A 16,844-nucleotide genomic window follows, 5' to 3' on the forward strand; every position below is an offset into this window, starting at 1 on the left:
CTTTAAATTAGGTTATACAATCAGCTTCAATATTCCTTCTTAAAATATAGATGTTTCATGACAAAGAATCAAACAAACGTTCTACAGCCAGGCTGTGCAGCATATCATTTAGAATCACAAGTAAAATGGAGGCATCCAAATGAGCGATTCAAAAACATTTCAGATTCCTGAAGAAATGGTTGCACGATATGCTTCATTAAATGAGAAGGCGAAGAAAATAGAAGAGGAACTTGCAGAGATGAAAAAAATCTTCAATTCCTTTTTCGATCATACGCACGGAAAGCTTTGCAAAGGCGAAGAGAGAATCGGTGATTACAAGATTCAAAGGCAAATCCGGCACTCAGAGCAATATCATCCCGAGAAAACAGTCAAGGTATTAGAAGATTTAAACTTAACGGACTGTATTATTTCAGTAAAACAACCTGATAAACAAAAAATTGATGCTGCTCTTACACTTGGTATGCTTTCTCCAGAAGAATTAAAAGACTGTCTGATCAGAAAAAGCTCTCAGGCAATTGTGGTTAAGCCAATTAAATAAGCACTAAGAAAAAAGTCTGATTTAATAAAATAATCAGACTTTTTATTCGTCCGTTTTTCCCATCTTCTATTATTTTAGGTTTATCTTTTAAAAAATAAGGTTATTTAATGGTTAGTCATTTATTCTAGAAAACTATTATTTTATATTTTAGGAGGAAAATATATATGGGAGGAATTTGGTTTACGCTCTTATCCTGTGCATTTTTCATGGGTCTTGTTGCTTGGATTTCCTATTTGAAAACGAAAGGCGGAAACGAAGATTCAAAAGGCTATTTCTTGGCAGGAAGAGGATTAACTGGAGGCTTTATTGCCGGGTCGCTGCTGCTGACAAATTTATCTGCTGAACAGCTTGTCGGTTTAAATGGACAAGCCTACCGGACAAACCTGTCGAATATGGCATGGGAAGTTACGTCTGCTTTTGCCATTGTTGTCATGGCTCTCTATCTGCTTCCAAAGTATCTTGGAGGAAGCTTTACAACGCTTCCGGAATTTTTAAGCAAGCGTTTTGATGAAGGCGTGAGAAGATATACGGTTATTTTATTTATGCTTGGCTACATACTGGTAACGATTCCATCTATGCTCTACTCAGGGGCGTTAGCGGTTCTGCAAATGTTTGATGTCCCTGATCTGTTTGGCATCTCCTATATTCAGTCGATCTGGCTTGTCATTTGGATCATCGGCATAATCGGTGCTGTCTATGCGATTTTCGGCGGTTTAAAAGCTGTTGCTGTATCTGACACACTAAATGGTATTGGACTGCTTATCATCGGTATTTTGGTTCCTATTTTAGGATTTATAGCTCTTGGAAATGGGAATATGCTTGATGGCATGAAAGAAATCACGACATCCAATCCAGAGAAGCTTAACGCCATCGGCTCAAAAGAAGACTCTGTCCCCTTCGGAACGATCTTCACAGGCATGATTTTCGCAAACTTGTTTTACTGGGCTTCCAATCAATACGTCATTCAGCGCACACTTGGCGCCAAAAATCTTGCTGAAGGACAAAAAGGAGTTATATTATCAGGATTTTATAAACTTTTAATTCCTCTTTTTATGATGATTCCAGGAGTTATTGTCTTTCATCAGTACGGAGACAGCCTGAAATCCGTTGATCTTGCATATCCTACATTGATTGCAGATGTTTTGCCGGCTTACTTATCAGGCTTTTTCCTCGCAGTATTGCTCGGTGCGGTTTTCAGTTCATTTAATTCGTTGTTGAATAGTGCTGCCACAATGTTTGCCCTTGATATTTATAAAGTTCAATTCAACCCAAAGGCTGATGATAAAAAACTCATCAGTGTCAGCAAATTGTTCGGTACGCTGCTTGCAGTGGTTGCGTTATTTGTTTCTCCTCTGCTCATGTACGCACCGGATGGATTATGGGATTTAATCCGAAAATTCACCGGCTTTTTCAATATCCCGATTATTACAATTGTCCTTGTCGGTCTTTTATCCAAATTTGTTCCTGCTACTGCAGCTAAAGTCGTGATTATTTTTCACGTCATCACTTACTACATGCTTGTATGGGGTACGAATCACCTCTTTGGATTTACGGTAGATATTCACTTCATTCACATCTATGCGATTCTTTTCTTTATCGAAGTGTTTATGATGCTTATTATCGGAATGATTAAACCCAGAGAAGAAGCTTATATTTATAAAACCGAAGCTTCAGTTAATATGATGCCATGGAAATATACGATCCCTACATCTATTATTCTATTATCTCTAGTTTGCGCAACTTACATTGTCTTTTCGCCTATAGGCCTCGCTTATGCGGAGGGAATTGTATCACCCGGATTCTTGCCTGCTGTAATTGGACTCTTCATTGTGACAGCTATTCTTGTGGCTGCTTCACTCAAACACTGGAACCGGAAATATGAAGATTACCTGACTAAAGAACATACAAGAAAAACATTTAAATTAAGACGTCCAAATCGTCTATCGAATAAGCTGAATCCTGTCTATATTAAATATAAACTAAAGACTTATTCTCCAAAGCTGAACAAAGATCAACAATTGTACGAATAAACACAAGATCCGCCTCCTAATTAGGAAGCGGATCTTTTATTTATACATGGCGCCGAAAATCTGATAGTAGGATTTAAAAACCGGCGGATCAAACTCTACCAGGTATGGACCTTCGCCTTTTTTCGCAAGCATTTGCTTTACGATGCCTGCTCCGGATGCTTCTGTAAAGATGAGCTGAAAGGATTCAAGCTTGATGGCATAGCTTCTCGCTCTCCACTCATCATTCACCGTTTCCTCTCCCCTCGGAAGATCAAAATATTTTCTCCATTTAGTAACGGCTGAATTTAAATCTTTTACGATATAGTGCACTTTTGAAATGGACACGTCCAGGTTCAGGTCCGACAATGCCCCGTTCTTATGTAAGTCCTGCTTCCGTTCATCATCTGTCTGTTTCCACTGAATAAAAAAAGGAAGCGGACAGTCTTCATCGCTTTGCTGAATAAAAAGCATTTTCCATTCTAATAAGCTGCCATCTTCTCTTTTTCTGCTGGCTTCAATGACTTCACCTGTTTCAAGCCCTTTTTCATTAAGCTCTTCTTTTACTGCCTCAATTCGGTCTGTCCGAATCGCTATCTGGCCTAATCCCTCATCAGGCTGCTTTAACAGGCGGTGAATCAGCGGATTCTTTGTTCCGTTAGCTTTTTTACGGTCTTCGACAGCAAGAAACTCCAAATAAGCCAGATCACTGAAATAACATAAGCTGTTGTGAGATCCCCAGTTTTCATGACGGCCTCCCATCACAGCCTTTAAATCTTGTTTTATGAAAAGATTTGCAGATTCTAGAGGATGCCTGTCTACAAAGTGCACGATGTGATCAAGTTTGAATTCCATAGATTCACTCCTTTTCTTAACGAAATCTCTATCATTCTATAAAATGTGCAAAACGGTCTTTCATTAAAAACTATCATCTCTTCCATGTATTCACAAGCATGAATACGTTGCTCTTCTATTCAGCTGAGAGGTATCATAGAGAAGGTGTGACTTTGAAAAAACGAGGATAACAGCATGAGACTCAAAGATTGGGATCGAAATTTAAAAATACGCTTATTTGGCGAAGCGCTGATGAATATTACATATTGGATGTTTTTCCCGTTTTTGACGATTTATTTTGCGGAGGAATTCGGGAAAGTACAGGCAGGATTTTTGCTTGTGTTTTCGCAGATTTTTTCAGTTATGGCTAATTTAATGGGAGGCTACTGCGCGGATCGTTTCGGAAGAAAAAAAATGATGGTGCTGTCTGCTGTTGGACAGGGTCTGTCGTTTCTTACATTTGCTCTATCCGTTTCCCCTTGGTTTGAAGCTCCTCTGCTAGGTTTTATCTGCTTTGCGTTTGCAGGAGTTTTCGGGTCCTTTTACTGGCCGGCTAGCCAGGCCATGATCGCAGATGTCGTAGAAGAAAAAGACCGCAGCAATGTGTTTGCCGTTTTCTACACATCCATTAATCTCGCAGTTGTTATTGGTCCGATTTTAGGTGCCATTTTCTATGTGAATTATTTCTTTGAATTATTAGTGATCGCAGGATTCGTTTGTTTCTTGCTTGCAGGGCTGTTATTTCTGTGGACTCGGGAAACCGCGCCTTCAACTGGCAGCAAGCTTGCCATCGGTTCTAAGTGGTATGAATTTCTGCTTCATCAGATACGGGAGTACAAGATTATTTTCAGGGATAAAGCTTTTCTGCTTTATATCGGTGCAGGCGTGCTTGCAGCTCAAACCTTTATGCAGCTTGATATGCTGATTCCTGTGTATACAAAAGAAACCGTGCAAAACGCACAGCTGTTCTCACTTGGTGATTGGTCCGTTTCTCTTGGCGGTGAGCAGGCATTCGGATTTCTGCTTTCAGAAAACGGCTTGCTTGTAGCCATTCTGACAATATCCGTGACAAAGTGGATGACAGCTTATAAAGAAAGGAACGTTTTCATCCTGTCCTCTGTCTTATATGGAGTCTCGATTTTCCTTTTTGGCCAGTTCGGCTTTATCTGGGGACTTATATTCGCTATGGCGCTCTTTACATTTGCCGAATTGATGACAGCAGGATTGCAGCAAAGCTTCGTCTCAAAGCTTGCACCTGAACACATGCGCGGACAATACTTTGCCGCAGCCAGTCTCAGGTATACAATAGGGCGGACGATTGCCCCGCTTTCCATCCCAATGACCGTCTGGTTTGGTTTTCAATGGACATTTGCCATACTGGGGATTCTAGCATTGGCAAGCGCGCTTCTCTATTGGATGATGTTTTCAGTTTATGAGAAAAAAAGGACAGCTGGCACACGGTCTTAAGTCCGTGTGCTTTTTCCTGTTCTCTAAAGTCTTTTTTCAAAAGAGGACCTCCAGCTGTCTGACAATGCTTTTACTTCTAGGATTCTCTTTATTGCCTCTGTATTTTGTTGATCGTGGTATTTTATTTGATTGGCAGCCGTAATGGAAACACCGTTTGCTTGTGATTCTATCAGCTCCAACCCATCTTTTTTGCTGACTCTGCCTTCTTTCAAAACACGGAAATAAAAGCCGGTGAACTTCGTATTCTGAATTTGGACAGGCAGATCCTTCACCTGATGCTTCATCGCAAGCTTAAAACACGGCTGGCGCGGCTGGCTTACTTCTACTATTGCTTCTCCAAATTGAAAGACATCGCCAAGAAAGACATTTTCTTCGGTCAGTCCCCTGATTGTGAGATTTTCTCCGAAAGCTCCCGGCTCTAATTGTACACCCAGGGCATCTTCCCAATAAGAATAGTGATCAAATGAATACACGCAAACGGCTTTGTCCTCTCCTCCATGATGAACGAGATCTGCCTGGCCGTCTCCTTCTAAATTCGTTTTTGACAGAAAAAGCGGATGCTCCACAGGCTCCTTATAGATTCCTGTTTCAATTTCTCTTCCGTTATACAAAACCATCCTTGGCAAACCAACATTCAGTGATTCCAGTGCAAATTTTATATTTTTCACCTTGTCCCCACCCTGTCTTTGTTTTCATATCATTATTTTCCCACAAAAATGGTTCCGGCACATTTAAAAGTTTTAGACCCTGCACCTAGCGGGAATATTACGTGAGTATCCAGATAGGAGGAATAAAAATGAACAACTATACAAAACAATTTATCAACGGTGATTGGATAAATGGCGCAAGCGATAAAACAATTAAAAATACAAATCCGTTTAATGGCGATTTGATAAATGAATTTAACTCTGCAGATGAAGGAGACCTTGACCGCGCTTATCTGGCGGCAGAACATGCCCAAAAAGAGTGGGGTGCCACGCTGCCGCAGGAAAAACAGACAGTTCTGGACAAGGTAGCTTTGGCATTAACAGAGCGGAAAGAAGAAATTATTGATATGCTCGTTCATGAATCAGGAAGCACTAAAGTGAAGGCTGAAGTTGAATGGGCTGCTGCACTTCGCATCGTTAAAGAAGCAAGCACTTTCCCATACCGTATGGAAGGAAAAATTCTGCCTTCTACTATTCCGGGAAAAGAAAATAGAGTCTACCGTACAGCCAAAGGAGTCATCGGAGTCATCGGAGTCATCGGACCATGGAACTTCCCTCTGCACCTCGCAATGCGCTCAGTTGCGCCCGCTCTTGCTGCCGGGAATACGGTTGTGATTAAGCCTGCTTCCGAAGCACCGATTACATCCGGATTTTTAATCGGCGAGCTTTTTGAAAAGGCAGGTGCCCCTAAAGGTACGGTTAATGTAGTGGCAGGCAGAGGCTCTGAGATTGGCGATGCTTTCATCGAGCATCAGGTACCTAAATTAATCTCATTTACCGGTTCAACAGAGGTAGGCCGACACATCGGCGAGCTTGCAGGAAAGCATTTGAAGGATACAGCTTTAGAGCTCGGCGGAAACAATGTCATGGTCGTTCTTGCAGATGCCGATCTTGAAAAGGCGGCCGAATCCGCAGCCTTTGGAAAATTCCTGCATCAGGGTCAGATTTGTATGGCTCTGAACCGCATTATTGTGGAAGAGAGCGTTCATGAAGAATTCGTCGGACTTTTCAAAGAAAAAGTCAGTATGCTTCAGGCAGGCGATCCATCCGATGCAAAAACAGCTGTAGGACCGCTGATTAATCACGACCAAATAGAGAGGATCCAAGAAGACCTGGAAGAGAGTCTTGAAGCTGGTGCTGAAAAGATTTACGGAGGAAAAATTGACGGCAATGTGATGCATCCAATCATCCTGACAAACGTCACAAACGACATGCCGATTGCCAAAAATGAAATCTTCGGTCCTGTCGCTCCTATCCTTAAAGCGAGAGATGAAGCGGAAGCAATCAAGCTTGCGAATGGATCTCCATATGGTCTGAGCGGCTCTGTTTTCACAAAGGATCTTCACCGCGGAGTGGCTGTTGCCAAGCAAATTGAAACAGGCATGATTCACGTCAATGATCAATCGGTCAACGATGAAGCTCACGTTGCCTTCGGCGGAGAAAAAGACTCAGGTCTCGGCCGTTTTGGCGGGGAATGGGCGCTTGATAAATTTACAACGGTCAAATGGATCGGTGTACAGGAAAAAGACAGAAGCTATCCTTTCTTTAATTAAAAGACACCTTCATCCTAATTTATGGTACATTCAAAGTATCAATGAATGCAGGTGATGAAATGAACAACTCTTCAAAAATTGGACTTTTCTTTATTGCTGTGGCGGCTTTTCTTTATGCAGCGAAGCATCTCACAGCAGCTGTTATGATTTCAAACATTAACTCGGTAAACACCAATTACTTTGGCGGCGGATATGATTCGATTGAAACAGGAATCACTATTTGGACAGCAGCTGCGCTGATTGCCGGAGTTATTTGTTTGGCCCTGGGTCAATGGGATTCAGTCAGAAGAAAGATTTTGTATAAGAAAAAAGATCAGGAGATTTAATGAATACACAGGAAATCGGATACTAAAAACGCACAGCAGTTTAGTATCCGTTATTTATTGGTAATTGTATTTCTTATGAGTTGGCGGCTTTTTGGCAATTTGTTAGTACCTAAAATCCGGTTTTTTCCTGCTTACAGGGTATCATAGACACTATAAGATTACCTAAAAACCATGAAAAGTGGCTGTCCGATAAGTCCCTAAAATAAAGCATGCAGGAAAAACAATGTTATTTCCTGCATGCTTTTTCTGTAGGCTCTTTTCGTAAACTTTGTTGTTTTTAGACTCCATGTTAAAAACCTTAAGTGGATTGCAGCGGAAGGAACTTGACTCCTGCGGGAAAATAGAGCGAAATGGAAGACCCCGCAGGCTCGCCGAGGAGGCTTCCACGCTCCCCGCGGAAAGCAAGTTCCTGCAGCGGAAAGGAACGGACAACATTTATAATCGAAAACAGACTTTCTGGACAGCCCTTAGGCTACTTATCATTTCACCCCCGCAGGCACTACCTTCTGACTGATAGCGTAAATCAATTCAGGCGGCATTGGAAAAGATACAGCTGCCGGGTCCAGGGCAACAGCCGTAATGACTTTCTCTAAATCCCCCTCTGAAATGCTGTAGTCTGAAAAGTCAGCTGGAAGTCCCGCTTTATGCTGAAGCAGCTTGATTTTATCAATGACCTTATTTAATACTGTCGGTGCGTCTTCGTTCTTCGTTTCTACATTCAGTGCTTCAGCCAGCTGATGTATTTTTGGCAGGTACAACGATGGGATTCCCTCCATAACAGCAGGCAAAAAGACGGCATTTGCGAGACCATGCGGAATGCGGAACATCGCGCCATAGGCATGTGCGAAATTATGAACGGGTATTGCATTAAGGGCAAAGCTGAACGCTGTGATTCCCATTAAACTTGCATGCAGCATGTCCATTCTCGCTTGAAGGTTTTCCCCGTCTGCAACAACAGTCAGCAGATTCTTTTCAATCAGCCGAACGGCGTGCAGGGCATAAGCATCTGTCAGTGCAGTTGCATTTGGCGATGCGAATGCCTCAATCGCATGTGTGAGTGCATCAAAACCTGTAAACGCTGTAATATTTGAAGGCAATCCAACTGTCAGGTCAGGATCAAGGACTGCGATATCCGCACTGATAAACGGATTGATGATGTTTGTCTTCAGTTTTAATTCTTCGTTGTAGATTACCGCAATCGGAGAGACTTCAGATCCCGTGCCTGCTGTTGTCGGTATCGCAATATGCGGAATCGGAATATGGGCTGCTTCAGGAAAAGATTCCATTAAAAAGCCACCGGGGATGGCGTCATTAATATTCGTCAGCCCTTTATGCAGACAATACTTTACGCCTTTAACTGTATCCAGGACACTTCCGCCGCCAACTGCAAGCAGCGCATCTGCACCAACCTCCCTTGCATAGCGGACAGCATCATTTACACAGCTGCTTTCTGCATCCTGCTTAATATCGAGATAGATACCTGCAAGTTCAGGCCCAATACCGTGTGTGGTTAATTCAAAGATCTGTGCCGTCTTTTCGACAATTCCCGCTTTTTCAAGACCGCGATCACTGAAAAGAACCACTCTTTTTGCACCAAGACCTCTAAACAGATCAGGCACCATTGCCCTTGTATTCGATCCGCTGTAGATGCCGGAGCGCAGCATGAACTGTGAAAATGTTGTTGTCAGCATCAGTCTTCACCTCTATCCGTTTGATTTTGTTCAGAAAACAAAATACCGTACCAGTTTCGCTTATGAAGATCAGATACCATCGATGTGTGAACATGTTTTACTTGTGTATAAGCATCAAGGGAATGCTTGCCCATTTCACGCCCGATTCCGCTTTGCTTATAGCCTCCAAATGGCGCATCATTGCGGAGCATGTGCCAGTCATTGATCCAGACAACTCCTGCCTGAAGCTTTCTTGCAGCAACGTACGCTTTGTTGACATCCCTTGTCCAGACACCTGCCGCTAATCCGTAGATTGTGTCATTTGCGAGTCTGATTGCTTCTTCTTCATCCGAATATTTGATAATAGATAAAACAGGCCCAAAGATTTCTTCTTGCGCAATTTTCATTTCATTCGTCACGTTTGTGAAAATGGTCGGTTCAATGAATGATCCTCCCTCACATCCAGGAACAGTCACTTCTTTTCCTCCGCATACGAGTGTGGCTCCTTCTTCTAAACCAGACTGAATGTAGGCAAGAATCGAATCTTTTTGCTTTTTAGAAATAATAGGACCCACATCTGTTGATGCTTCAAGCGGGTTTCCAAGCTTCAATTTCTTTGTCAGTGCAAGCAGCCCTTCCACAATTTCATCATGCATGCTCTCAGGCACAAACAAGCGGGTTCCTGATTCGCACAGCTGCCCTGAGTGCAGGAAAACTCCGAATAAACTTCCTGGTAAAGCAAGAGAAAGATCGGCATCTTCAAAAATAATATTCGGCGATTTCCCTCCAAGCTCAAGTGTTGTGTTTTTAACCGTTTCAGCGGTAAGCTTCATGATACTGCGGCCAACTTCAGTTGATCCGGTAAACGCCACTTTATCGACTTTGGGATGACAGACAAGTGCTTCGCCGGTCTCTGCTCCAGGTCCAGATACGACATTGATGACTCCAGGCGGAACAACTTTCGAAATAATCTCTGCAAGTTTTAATGTAGATAAAGGCGTATAGCTTGCTGGCTTAATGACCAAGGTATTTCCCATTGCAAGTGCAGGGGCTATTTTCCATGCGGCAATCAGCATCGGCATATTCCATGGTGTAATGGCCGCACAAACCCCGATTGGCTCTCTCCAGATGAAATTGTGAGCAGGGCCCGGAAACGGAGGATTTGGCAGCGTTTCAGAGTATGGATAATCCAGCACAAATTTGCCGAACGTCTGAAATAGGTCGGCCATTTGCAGAATATCATTCGACGTAATGCGCCTGATTGTTCCTCCAGAACTGATGCACTCTAAAAACGCTAGCTCTTCCGCATGCTGAATGATCTGATATGCTATCGCGTTCAGCACCTTTGAACGTTCTTTCGGCTTCATGCTTTTCCATTCTGTATGATCAAATGCGTGCCTTGCTGCAAGCACCGCTTTGTCCACATCCTCTTTCGTTCCCTTAGCTGCCTTTGCAGCGAGTTCTCCTGTTGCAGGATTGAAAATATCAAACGTTTCTCCAGAAATCGACTCTTCCCACTTCCCATTAATAAACAGCGGCAGGGTTAGGACATCTACATTTACACTCATGATTCTTCCTCCTCTAAAAGTCGATTAAACAACGCCAACCTCGTCTTCTGTCATTCGGTAAATCTCTTCCATTCTCTTTCCTCGCGCCCTTGCAAGAATATCCATGCGGACAGAGAGCTGTCTCATTGTGAAGGCCATTGTTTCATCAATGGTATGGCCGAATGCATTTTGCTCACCTGACATGCCTTCATGATTTAGTTTGATTGCATATGGAGTCAGCTGCTTCATTTTTTCTGAAACGAGATCAAAAATATGCTCATGCTCGCTGATCAGGCGCTGCAGCAGGAAGGTGCCGTAGCCGATATGCCTTGATTCATCCTTTTTCAAAAGCCCTACTCCTTGTAACAATCCCGGCATAATGCCTGCTTCCTCAAGCGTCCTGTAAAAAGAGAAATAACCTGTTTCAGCCAGAACACCTTCCACAAACATGTTGTAGACAGTGGATGCTTCAGCTATCGCTTCAGGGGATTGATCATGGATGAGACGATCCATCGTCTGCGGCAGCAGCTCATAAAAAATCGTTTTATAAGTGTCGGTGTGGTAGATTGAGAGATCACCTGTTTCGCCAATGGCATTAAGAGCCAAACGGAAAAACTCGGTATGCTTTGCTTCTTCAAACAGAAACGTTGTCAAATACATTTCTTCTTCAATACGCCCTTCTTTTGCAATGGCCATCATAAGCGGCAGCAAATCAAGCGTTACTGCTTCCTCTCCTGCCTGAAATTGCGAGATGAGGCGAAGGACTTCGTTTCTCTGCGCGTCGCTTAGACTCTTCCAATCTTTTGTATCTTGTGTAAAATCAATATCTGACGGATTCCAAATCCCAAATCGCTTCGCCTTCTGAAAAAGCCGGTACGGCAGTAACTCTTCATTAATACCTCTGCTGCTTGTCGTAATGATTTCGCGTTTGTTCATCGTTCCCTCCTGATTTGAATTATTTTTAAATGCGATGCTCTTATATTTGTAAGTGCTTACATTTTTATTTTACAATGAGAGATGAAGGTGAAATAGTACTGAAAAGGTAGGGGAGGAAATTGTCGAATGCTAGATGCTAGAGTAAGAGAATATATTCGTGAAGCTTCCCAAATTCACGATTTTACGAAAAGGACCGAGAGGATGGTCCTCGGCTGTGTTCAGTTTTTCCCTTTCAAGCGCGCTTCAATTTTTACATACTCATCCTTCAGTTATGTAGGAGAAGGCTTAATTCAGGCAGACAAAGGAAAAATCACATCCATGCACTGGATAAAAGAAGATGTCCGCTACATCCCGCCAGTATACAATGCCCTTAAGAATAATCAGCTTCAGCTCATTGACCTCACACAAAGCAACGTTCCTTTTCCAGAAAAGTACATCAATCAATTTAAGCTGTCCACCCTTGCCATCATTCCAATCAGCAGCTCGAATAACGTGATAGGCTGCGTTCTTGCAGACCAGTATACAGGCAGGAGGCAATCTATTAGAAGTCATGTAGAGCAGCTGTCTTACTACTTCCAGGAATTTATCTCGCAAAATTCTAATCGTATTCTAAGCAAACGGGAAACCGAAGTCCTTCAGCATCTGGCAAATGGCTATTGCATGAAAGAAATGGCTGTACACATGAAAATCAGCGAATTTACTGTGCGTGATTACCTAAGTGCGGTGATCCGGAAATTAGGGGTGAAGCACCGCGCTGAGGCCGTTGCGGTAGGACTCAGGAAAGGCATTATCCATTAAAAAGCCCGCTGCCTTTTTATTTGCGCGGGTTCATGTCTTAGAGAGACGAAAGTTTAAATTTTTTGCTCTTCGATGGCAAGCGGAGTCGCCTAACTCAAACGGGTGCTTCCGCTTTTCTTAGATTAGCGGTCTTCTCATGTATTCTTCAGTTTCAAAGCCAAACTGTCTGTAAAGATTATGAGCATCCTTGGTGGCAAGGCCCATTTTCGTGTTTTTGATCGTGGGATGACTGATGATGCATTCCACTAAGAATTTCCCAAGCCCGCGTCCTCTGTATTCCTCGTCAATGATGACATCCATGATCCATGAAAAGACTGCCTGATCTGTAATGACTCTGGCAAAACCTATTTGTCTGCCATTCTGATCGTACAATCCGAAGCTCAGAGAGTGCTTAATGCTCTCTTCTATTACTTTTCTAGAGCGGCCCTTTGCCCAGTATGACTCACTGATCCAAGCCTCTATCTTTTCAATTTGCAGCAAGGTTTGATCGTCTGACACGTGGTATTCGTTTTTCTGCCATTCCACCTGCAGCAGCTCCTCTCTCTCTTTTTATTTGATTATAATAGGTAAACAACGGGAAATGAGACGTTAGGAGGCGATTTTTATGATAAAAACCTTAAATATGATTGCAGCTGGCCGGGTACAGGGAGTCGGCTTCCGTTTTCACACCCAGAAAATTGCCGCTTCACATGAACTGACAGGCTGGGTGAAAAATAGGGATGACGGAACTGTTGAAATTATGGTTCAGGGAGAGGACAAGCAATTGGAAGATTTCCTGAAGGATTTGAAGGAAGGCAACCGTTATGCTGAGGTAGACGACATTTCAGTAAAAGGGGAGCTTCAGTCTGAGACGTTTTCTGAGTTTAAGATATTGCATTGAATTTACAGCTTGAACAAAGTATACGGACTCTAATCAAAAATGACCATGAGAATGGTCTTTTTCTATGTGCACTTGGCAAATACCTTCCTTCTGAAACAGGAATTCTTCAACCTGTTTTCAGATAAAAGAGAGTTTACTTTCCAAAACTGCTCACTTACTTTCTTAAATGTCCATTTTACATGTGGAAATCAATGAAATACTTTCCAAAACGCCTCAAATACTTTCTTTTTTCCAACGACCTCCTAATTACCATAAAAAAACAAGCCCCCCGCAAGAGCTTGTCCTAGTAAGCACGATCCTGATAAAAATAGTTCGGCTTGATGATTTTATTTTCATACTGCTTATGAAAAATATGAGTTGTCGCCGGGGACACTGGAGGAATCAGCCAAGTCCAGTCTCCAGTCACGTCGCGTCCTTCTGACATTTCATTATGTTCAAACCGCTTAAATTGCTGGGCAGCTGTATGATGATCGACGATGCTGGCACCAGCTTCTTTATAAGAATGCAAAACGGCAAGGTTCAGTTCAACAAGCGCTTTGTCTTTCCAAAGTGTCGCATTGGAAGAGGTGGCAAGGCCCAATAGCGAAGCGACTTTTGGAAGCATGTTATACCTGCCCTCATCCGCCAGATTCCTCGCGCCAATTTCTGTTCCCATATACCAGCCATTGAACGGAGCTGCAGGAAATGTCATCCCGCCTATTTCAAGGCTCATATCAGAGATAATCGGAACGGCATACCATTTGGCATTCAGCTCACTGAACTCCGGGTATTGAGGATGCGAGATTGGAATCTCCAGCACAATTTCAGAGGGAATTTCAAACCACACCGGCTCCCTATTTTCTGCCTGAATGACAAGAGGAAGTAAATCATAGTCCGTCCCTTCGCCCTTCCATCCAAGTTCTTCGCATTTCTTTGTAAATACGATGGATCCCGGATCGCCGACAATTCCAGAATCTGTTTCATAGCCTGCATATCTAAGCAGCTGATGATTCCAGATCCGCACTGGCGCAGTTCCATCCTCCCCTGGCTTAAAAATCGTAATCAGCGGACGGATTCGGCCGTTGTTTGTTGCATATTCTATATGTGAAAACAGTGCGTCCCTGATTTCTTCTTCCGCAGCAAGCTCTCTTGCATCCACCACTCTAAGCGTGTTCCAAAATAAACGGCCAATGCACTTATTGCTGTTTCTCCAAGCCATTTTAGCCCCGTGCTCAAGTTCTTCAAACGTTAAATGATACTGACCCTCTTGACCGAGCAGAGATTTAATTTGCAATAGACGGGAAACGGTTTCTTCTTCCGTTTTGCCGAGCTCATGATAACATTGCCTAATGAATTGCTCTGCTTCAATCATATATTCAAGTTGAGTAGCCACGATAACCTCCTAAATAACCAAGCTTATAAGAAAAGCGGAATCGCCCGGTTAGCTCCGACAGACAGATAAGGATCCGACAGAAAAGGCGCTTTTTGCCTTTACTGGCGGAGCCGTTCTGGCCGAGGAGTTGGGCGATGGAGCTAGACATCAAAGCGCAAAATAAATACTTTCTTATCTCTTAAAGTAAGAACTACGTAAATTTTTCGAAAAAAGATCATATCCGATATCATTACAGTATAGCATCTCTATTGAAGCATACTTTTACTACATGCAAAACTTTCATGAACTTTTCTATACGGAAAAAATATATATGAAAGGAATCGCGAATGATTCATATGTATCAAGGGATTCTAGCACTACAAAAAAGATATTCTATAAAAATATGAAAAACTTATCATTTTTTTGTTGCAATATGAAAGCCCTTTATTTAAAATAGGTTTATGCAAGCGATTGCACATGTTGCACTCATATTTGCACGAATCTATTTATTAAAAAATTAGTAAGCAATTCTGCCTAGTAATGAATTCGTTTACAAAAATTATATTTATTAAGGGAAAGAAGGGCAAAAGATGAAGAACTTATTATCGTTTGATTTCTGGCAAAAATTCGGTAAAGCCTTAATGGTTGTTGTAGCAGTTATGCCAGCAGCCGGTATTATGATCTCACTTGGCAAGTTAATCGCCATGTCAGGCGGAGACATCACATTGGTGCAAACGATTGCACGAGTAATGGAAGACATCGGTTGGGGCATCATTACCAACCTTCACATCCTGTTTGCAGTTGCCATCGGGGGTTCCTGGGCTAAGGAACGTGCTGGCGGTGCATTCGCTGCATTAATCGCATTCGTACTAATTAACCGTATTACAGGAGCAATCTTCGGCGTTAACTCTGCAATGCTTGCAGATCCTGAAGCTACTGTAAACTCTTTATTCGGACAAGAATTAATTGTTAAAGATTACTTCACATCTGTTTTAGGTGCTCCTGCATTAAACATGGGAGTATTTGTAGGTATTATTGCAGGTTTCCTTGGTGCAAACCTGTTCAACAAATATTACAACTACAACAAACTGCCAGAATCACTTTCTTTCTTTAACGGCAAACGCTTTGTGCCTTTCGCAGTTATCGGCGGATCTGTTGTAACCGCTGTCGTATTATCTCTAGTTTGGCCATTTATTCAAGGTCTATTAAATGACTTCGGTCAATGGATTGCTACTTCACGCAACACAGCTCCAATTGTTGCACCATTTATCTTCGGTGCGCTTGAGCGTCTGCTTCTTCCGTTCGGTCTGCATCACATGCTGACAGTGCCGATGAACTATACGTCTCTTGGCGGAACTTACGAAATCTTAACTGGCGGAAGCGCCGGTTCAACAGTTGCAGGTCAGGATCCTTTATGGCTTGCATGGATTGCCGACTTAAATAACTTCCTTGCTGCAGGAGATACTGCAAGCTATAACCAATTGTTAAACGACGTTACTCCAGCACGCTTTAAAGTTGGACAAATGATTCTTTCTACAGCTTCACTTATCGGTATTGCTTATGCTATGTACCGCAATGTTGACAAAGAAAAACGCACGAAATACAAATCAATGTTCTTATCTGCAGGTCTTGCAGTATTTTTAACAGGTGTAACTGAGCCTATCGAGTTCATGTTCATGTTTGCTGCTCCACTTCTATATATTGTGTACGCTATTACTACAGGTCTTGTTTTTGCGATTGTCGATATTATCGACATCCGTGTTCACTCATTTGGTTTCATTGAGCTATTAACCCGTACTCCAATGATCATCAAAGCTGGTTTATGGATGGATATTGTGAACTTTGTTCTTGCATGTTTAGTATTCTTCGGTCTTAACTTTGGAATCGCTAACTTCATGATCAAACGATTCAACTTCCCTACTCCGGGACGCAATGGAAACTACATCGATTCTGAAGAGCCTGCTGCTAAAGGCACTGCTGCAGTAAACAGCGATTCACAGGCATCTGCTATCATTACTTTACTTGGCGGATCTGCTAATATTGAAGATGTAGATGCATGTATGACACGCCTTCGTGTTACGGTAAAAGATTCAGGCAAAGTTGCAGGCGAGGCAAAATGGAAAGAAAATGGCGCTCTCGGCTTAATCATTAAAGACAAAGGTGTACAAGCAATCTACGGACCGAAAGCAGATGTTTTAAAATCTGATATTCAAGATACGTTAGGAGCTTAA

Annotated in this window: 15 protein-coding genes; 8 read left to right on the forward strand and 7 right to left on the reverse strand. The window is 42.5% G+C overall.

The genetic code is table 11. The features are described 5' to 3' along the window. Positions 1-139 precede the first annotated feature (139 nt). Positions 140-538 carry a hypothetical protein gene (locus tag GJU41_RS13425; protein WP_070879674.1) on the forward strand — a complete coding sequence of 133 codons (399 nt, stop codon included), beginning with the start codon at positions 140-142 and terminating at the stop codon, positions 536-538. Between the two features lie 164 nt (positions 539-702). Continuing rightward, entirely contained in the window at positions 703-2,568 is a 1,866-nt protein-coding gene (locus GJU41_RS13430; RefSeq protein ID WP_154318932.1) for a solute:sodium symporter family transporter, read from the forward strand. A 36-nt stretch (positions 2,569-2,604) separates the two neighbouring features. Here GJU41_RS13430 and GJU41_RS13435 read toward each other — a convergent pair whose 3' ends face one another. After that, positions 2,605-3,399 (reverse strand): VOC family protein, encoded by a 795-nt coding sequence (locus GJU41_RS13435; RefSeq protein ID WP_154318934.1) that lies wholly within the window; start codon positions 3,397-3,399, stop codon positions 2,605-2,607. Between the two features lie 174 nt (positions 3,400-3,573). On the opposite strand from GJU41_RS13435, the gene GJU41_RS13440 reads away from it, so the two are divergent. Then, positions 3,574-4,845 (forward strand): MDR family MFS transporter, encoded by a 1,272-nt coding sequence (locus tag GJU41_RS13440; protein WP_070879671.1) that lies wholly within the window; start codon positions 3,574-3,576, stop codon positions 4,843-4,845. Between the two features lie 23 nt (positions 4,846-4,868). On the opposite strand, the gene GJU41_RS13445 is transcribed toward GJU41_RS13440, so the two are convergent. Further along, positions 4,869-5,462 carry an MOSC domain-containing protein gene (locus GJU41_RS13445; protein ID WP_154319017.1) on the reverse strand — a complete coding sequence of 198 codons (594 nt, stop codon included), beginning with the start codon at positions 5,460-5,462 and terminating at the stop codon, positions 4,869-4,871. Positions 5,463-5,641: 179 nt separating this feature from the next. Here GJU41_RS13445 and GJU41_RS13450 point away from each other — a divergent pair, with 179 nt between their 5' ends. Together GJU41_RS13450 and GJU41_RS13455 are read left to right on the forward strand one after the other, a co-directional pair. Beyond that, the gene (locus GJU41_RS13450) at positions 5,642-7,105 is read left to right on the forward strand and encodes an aldehyde dehydrogenase family protein (RefSeq protein WP_154318936.1); all 1,464 of its coding nucleotides are present in this window, start codon (positions 5,642-5,644) and stop codon (positions 7,103-7,105) included. A gap of 59 nt (positions 7,106-7,164) precedes the next feature. Continuing rightward, positions 7,165-7,431, forward strand: a complete 267-nt coding sequence (locus tag GJU41_RS13455) for a hypothetical protein (protein WP_070879750.1) — start codon at positions 7,165-7,167, stop codon at positions 7,429-7,431. A gap of 479 nt (positions 7,432-7,910) precedes the next feature. Here GJU41_RS13455 and GJU41_RS13460 read toward each other — a convergent pair whose 3' ends face one another. The 3 genes from GJU41_RS13460 to GJU41_RS13470 are packed head-to-tail and all read right to left on the reverse strand — an operon-like array spanning position 7,911 to position 11,620. Continuing rightward, positions 7,911-9,122: an iron-containing alcohol dehydrogenase gene (locus GJU41_RS13460; RefSeq protein ID WP_154318937.1), complete on the reverse strand. Its 1,212-nt coding sequence runs from the start codon at positions 9,120-9,122 to the stop codon at positions 7,911-7,913. Continuing rightward, on the reverse strand, positions 9,122-10,669 hold the full coding sequence (locus tag GJU41_RS13465; protein ID WP_154318939.1) for an aldehyde dehydrogenase family protein: 1,548 nt from the start codon (positions 10,667-10,669) through the stop codon (positions 9,122-9,124). Before GJU41_RS13465 ends, GJU41_RS13460 begins: the two co-directional genes overlap by 1 nt. Positions 10,670-10,693: 24 nt before the next feature. Beyond that, on the reverse strand, positions 10,694-11,620 hold the full coding sequence (locus tag GJU41_RS13470) for a R2-like ligand-binding oxidase (protein WP_224771201.1): 927 nt from the start codon (positions 11,618-11,620) through the stop codon (positions 10,694-10,696). Between the two features lie 90 nt (positions 11,621-11,710). Between GJU41_RS13470 and GJU41_RS13475 the strand changes: the two genes are divergently transcribed. Continuing rightward, positions 11,711-12,382, forward strand: a complete 672-nt coding sequence (locus GJU41_RS13475; protein WP_154318940.1) for a response regulator transcription factor — start codon at positions 11,711-11,713, stop codon at positions 12,380-12,382. 117 nt (positions 12,383-12,499) lie between these two features. On the opposite strand, the gene GJU41_RS13480 is transcribed toward GJU41_RS13475, so the two are convergent. Continuing rightward, the gene (locus GJU41_RS13480) at positions 12,500-12,907 is read right to left on the reverse strand and encodes a GNAT family N-acetyltransferase (RefSeq protein WP_070879665.1); all 408 of its coding nucleotides are present in this window, start codon (positions 12,905-12,907) and stop codon (positions 12,500-12,502) included. A gap of 79 nt (positions 12,908-12,986) precedes the next feature. Between GJU41_RS13480 and GJU41_RS13485 the strand changes: the two genes are divergently transcribed. After that, entirely contained in the window at positions 12,987-13,262 is a 276-nt protein-coding gene (locus GJU41_RS13485; protein ID WP_070879664.1) for an acylphosphatase, read from the forward strand. Positions 13,263-13,545: 283 nt separating this feature from the next. Here GJU41_RS13485 and GJU41_RS13490 read toward each other — a convergent pair whose 3' ends face one another. Beyond that, positions 13,546-14,613: a nitric oxide synthase oxygenase gene (locus tag GJU41_RS13490; RefSeq protein ID WP_154319018.1), complete on the reverse strand. Its 1,068-nt coding sequence runs from the start codon at positions 14,611-14,613 to the stop codon at positions 13,546-13,548. A gap of 590 nt (positions 14,614-15,203) precedes the next feature. Here GJU41_RS13490 and GJU41_RS13495 point away from each other — a divergent pair. Beyond that, positions 15,204-16,844 carry a PTS transporter subunit IIBC gene (locus tag GJU41_RS13495; protein WP_154318943.1) on the forward strand — a complete coding sequence of 547 codons (1,641 nt, stop codon included), beginning with the start codon at positions 15,204-15,206 and terminating at the stop codon, positions 16,842-16,844.

The sequence above is a fragment of the Metabacillus idriensis genome, assembly GCF_009674765.1.
Lineage (GTDB): Bacteria > Bacillota > Bacilli > Bacillales > Bacillaceae > Bacillus_P > Bacillus_P idriensis.

Coding starts and splice junctions, on each gene's coding strand:
- GJU41_RS13425 (WP_070879674.1), top strand. CDS start 140: ATGAGCGATTCAAAAACATTTCAGATTCCTGAAGAAATGGTTGCACGA.
- GJU41_RS13430 (WP_154318932.1), top strand. CDS start 703: ATGGGAGGAATTTGGTTTACGCTCTTATCCTGTGCATTTTTCATGGGT.
- GJU41_RS13435 (WP_154318934.1), bottom strand. CDS start 3,399: ATGGAATTCAAACTTGATCACATCGTGCACTTTGTAGACAGGCATCCT.
- GJU41_RS13440 (WP_070879671.1), top strand. CDS start 3,574: ATGAGACTCAAAGATTGGGATCGAAATTTAAAAATACGCTTATTTGGC.
- GJU41_RS13445 (WP_154319017.1), bottom strand. CDS start 5,462: ATGGTTTTGTATAACGGAAGAGAAATTGAAACAGGAATCTATAAGGAG.
- GJU41_RS13450 (WP_154318936.1), top strand. CDS start 5,642: ATGAACAACTATACAAAACAATTTATCAACGGTGATTGGATAAATGGC.
- GJU41_RS13455 (WP_070879750.1), top strand. CDS start 7,165: ATGAACAACTCTTCAAAAATTGGACTTTTCTTTATTGCTGTGGCGGCT.
- GJU41_RS13460 (WP_154318937.1), bottom strand. CDS start 9,122: ATGCTGACAACAACATTTTCACAGTTCATGCTGCGCTCCGGCATCTAC.
- GJU41_RS13465 (WP_154318939.1), bottom strand. CDS start 10,669: ATGAGTGTAAATGTAGATGTCCTAACCCTGCCGCTGTTTATTAATGGG.
- GJU41_RS13475 (WP_154318940.1), top strand. CDS start 11,711: ATGCTAGATGCTAGAGTAAGAGAATATATTCGTGAAGCTTCCCAAATT.
- GJU41_RS13485 (WP_070879664.1), top strand. CDS start 12,987: ATGATAAAAACCTTAAATATGATTGCAGCTGGCCGGGTACAGGGAGTC.
- GJU41_RS13490 (WP_154319018.1), bottom strand. CDS start 14,613: ATGATTGAAGCAGAGCAATTCATTAGGCAATGTTATCATGAGCTCGGC.
- GJU41_RS13495 (WP_154318943.1), top strand. CDS start 15,204: ATGAAGAACTTATTATCGTTTGATTTCTGGCAAAAATTCGGTAAAGCC.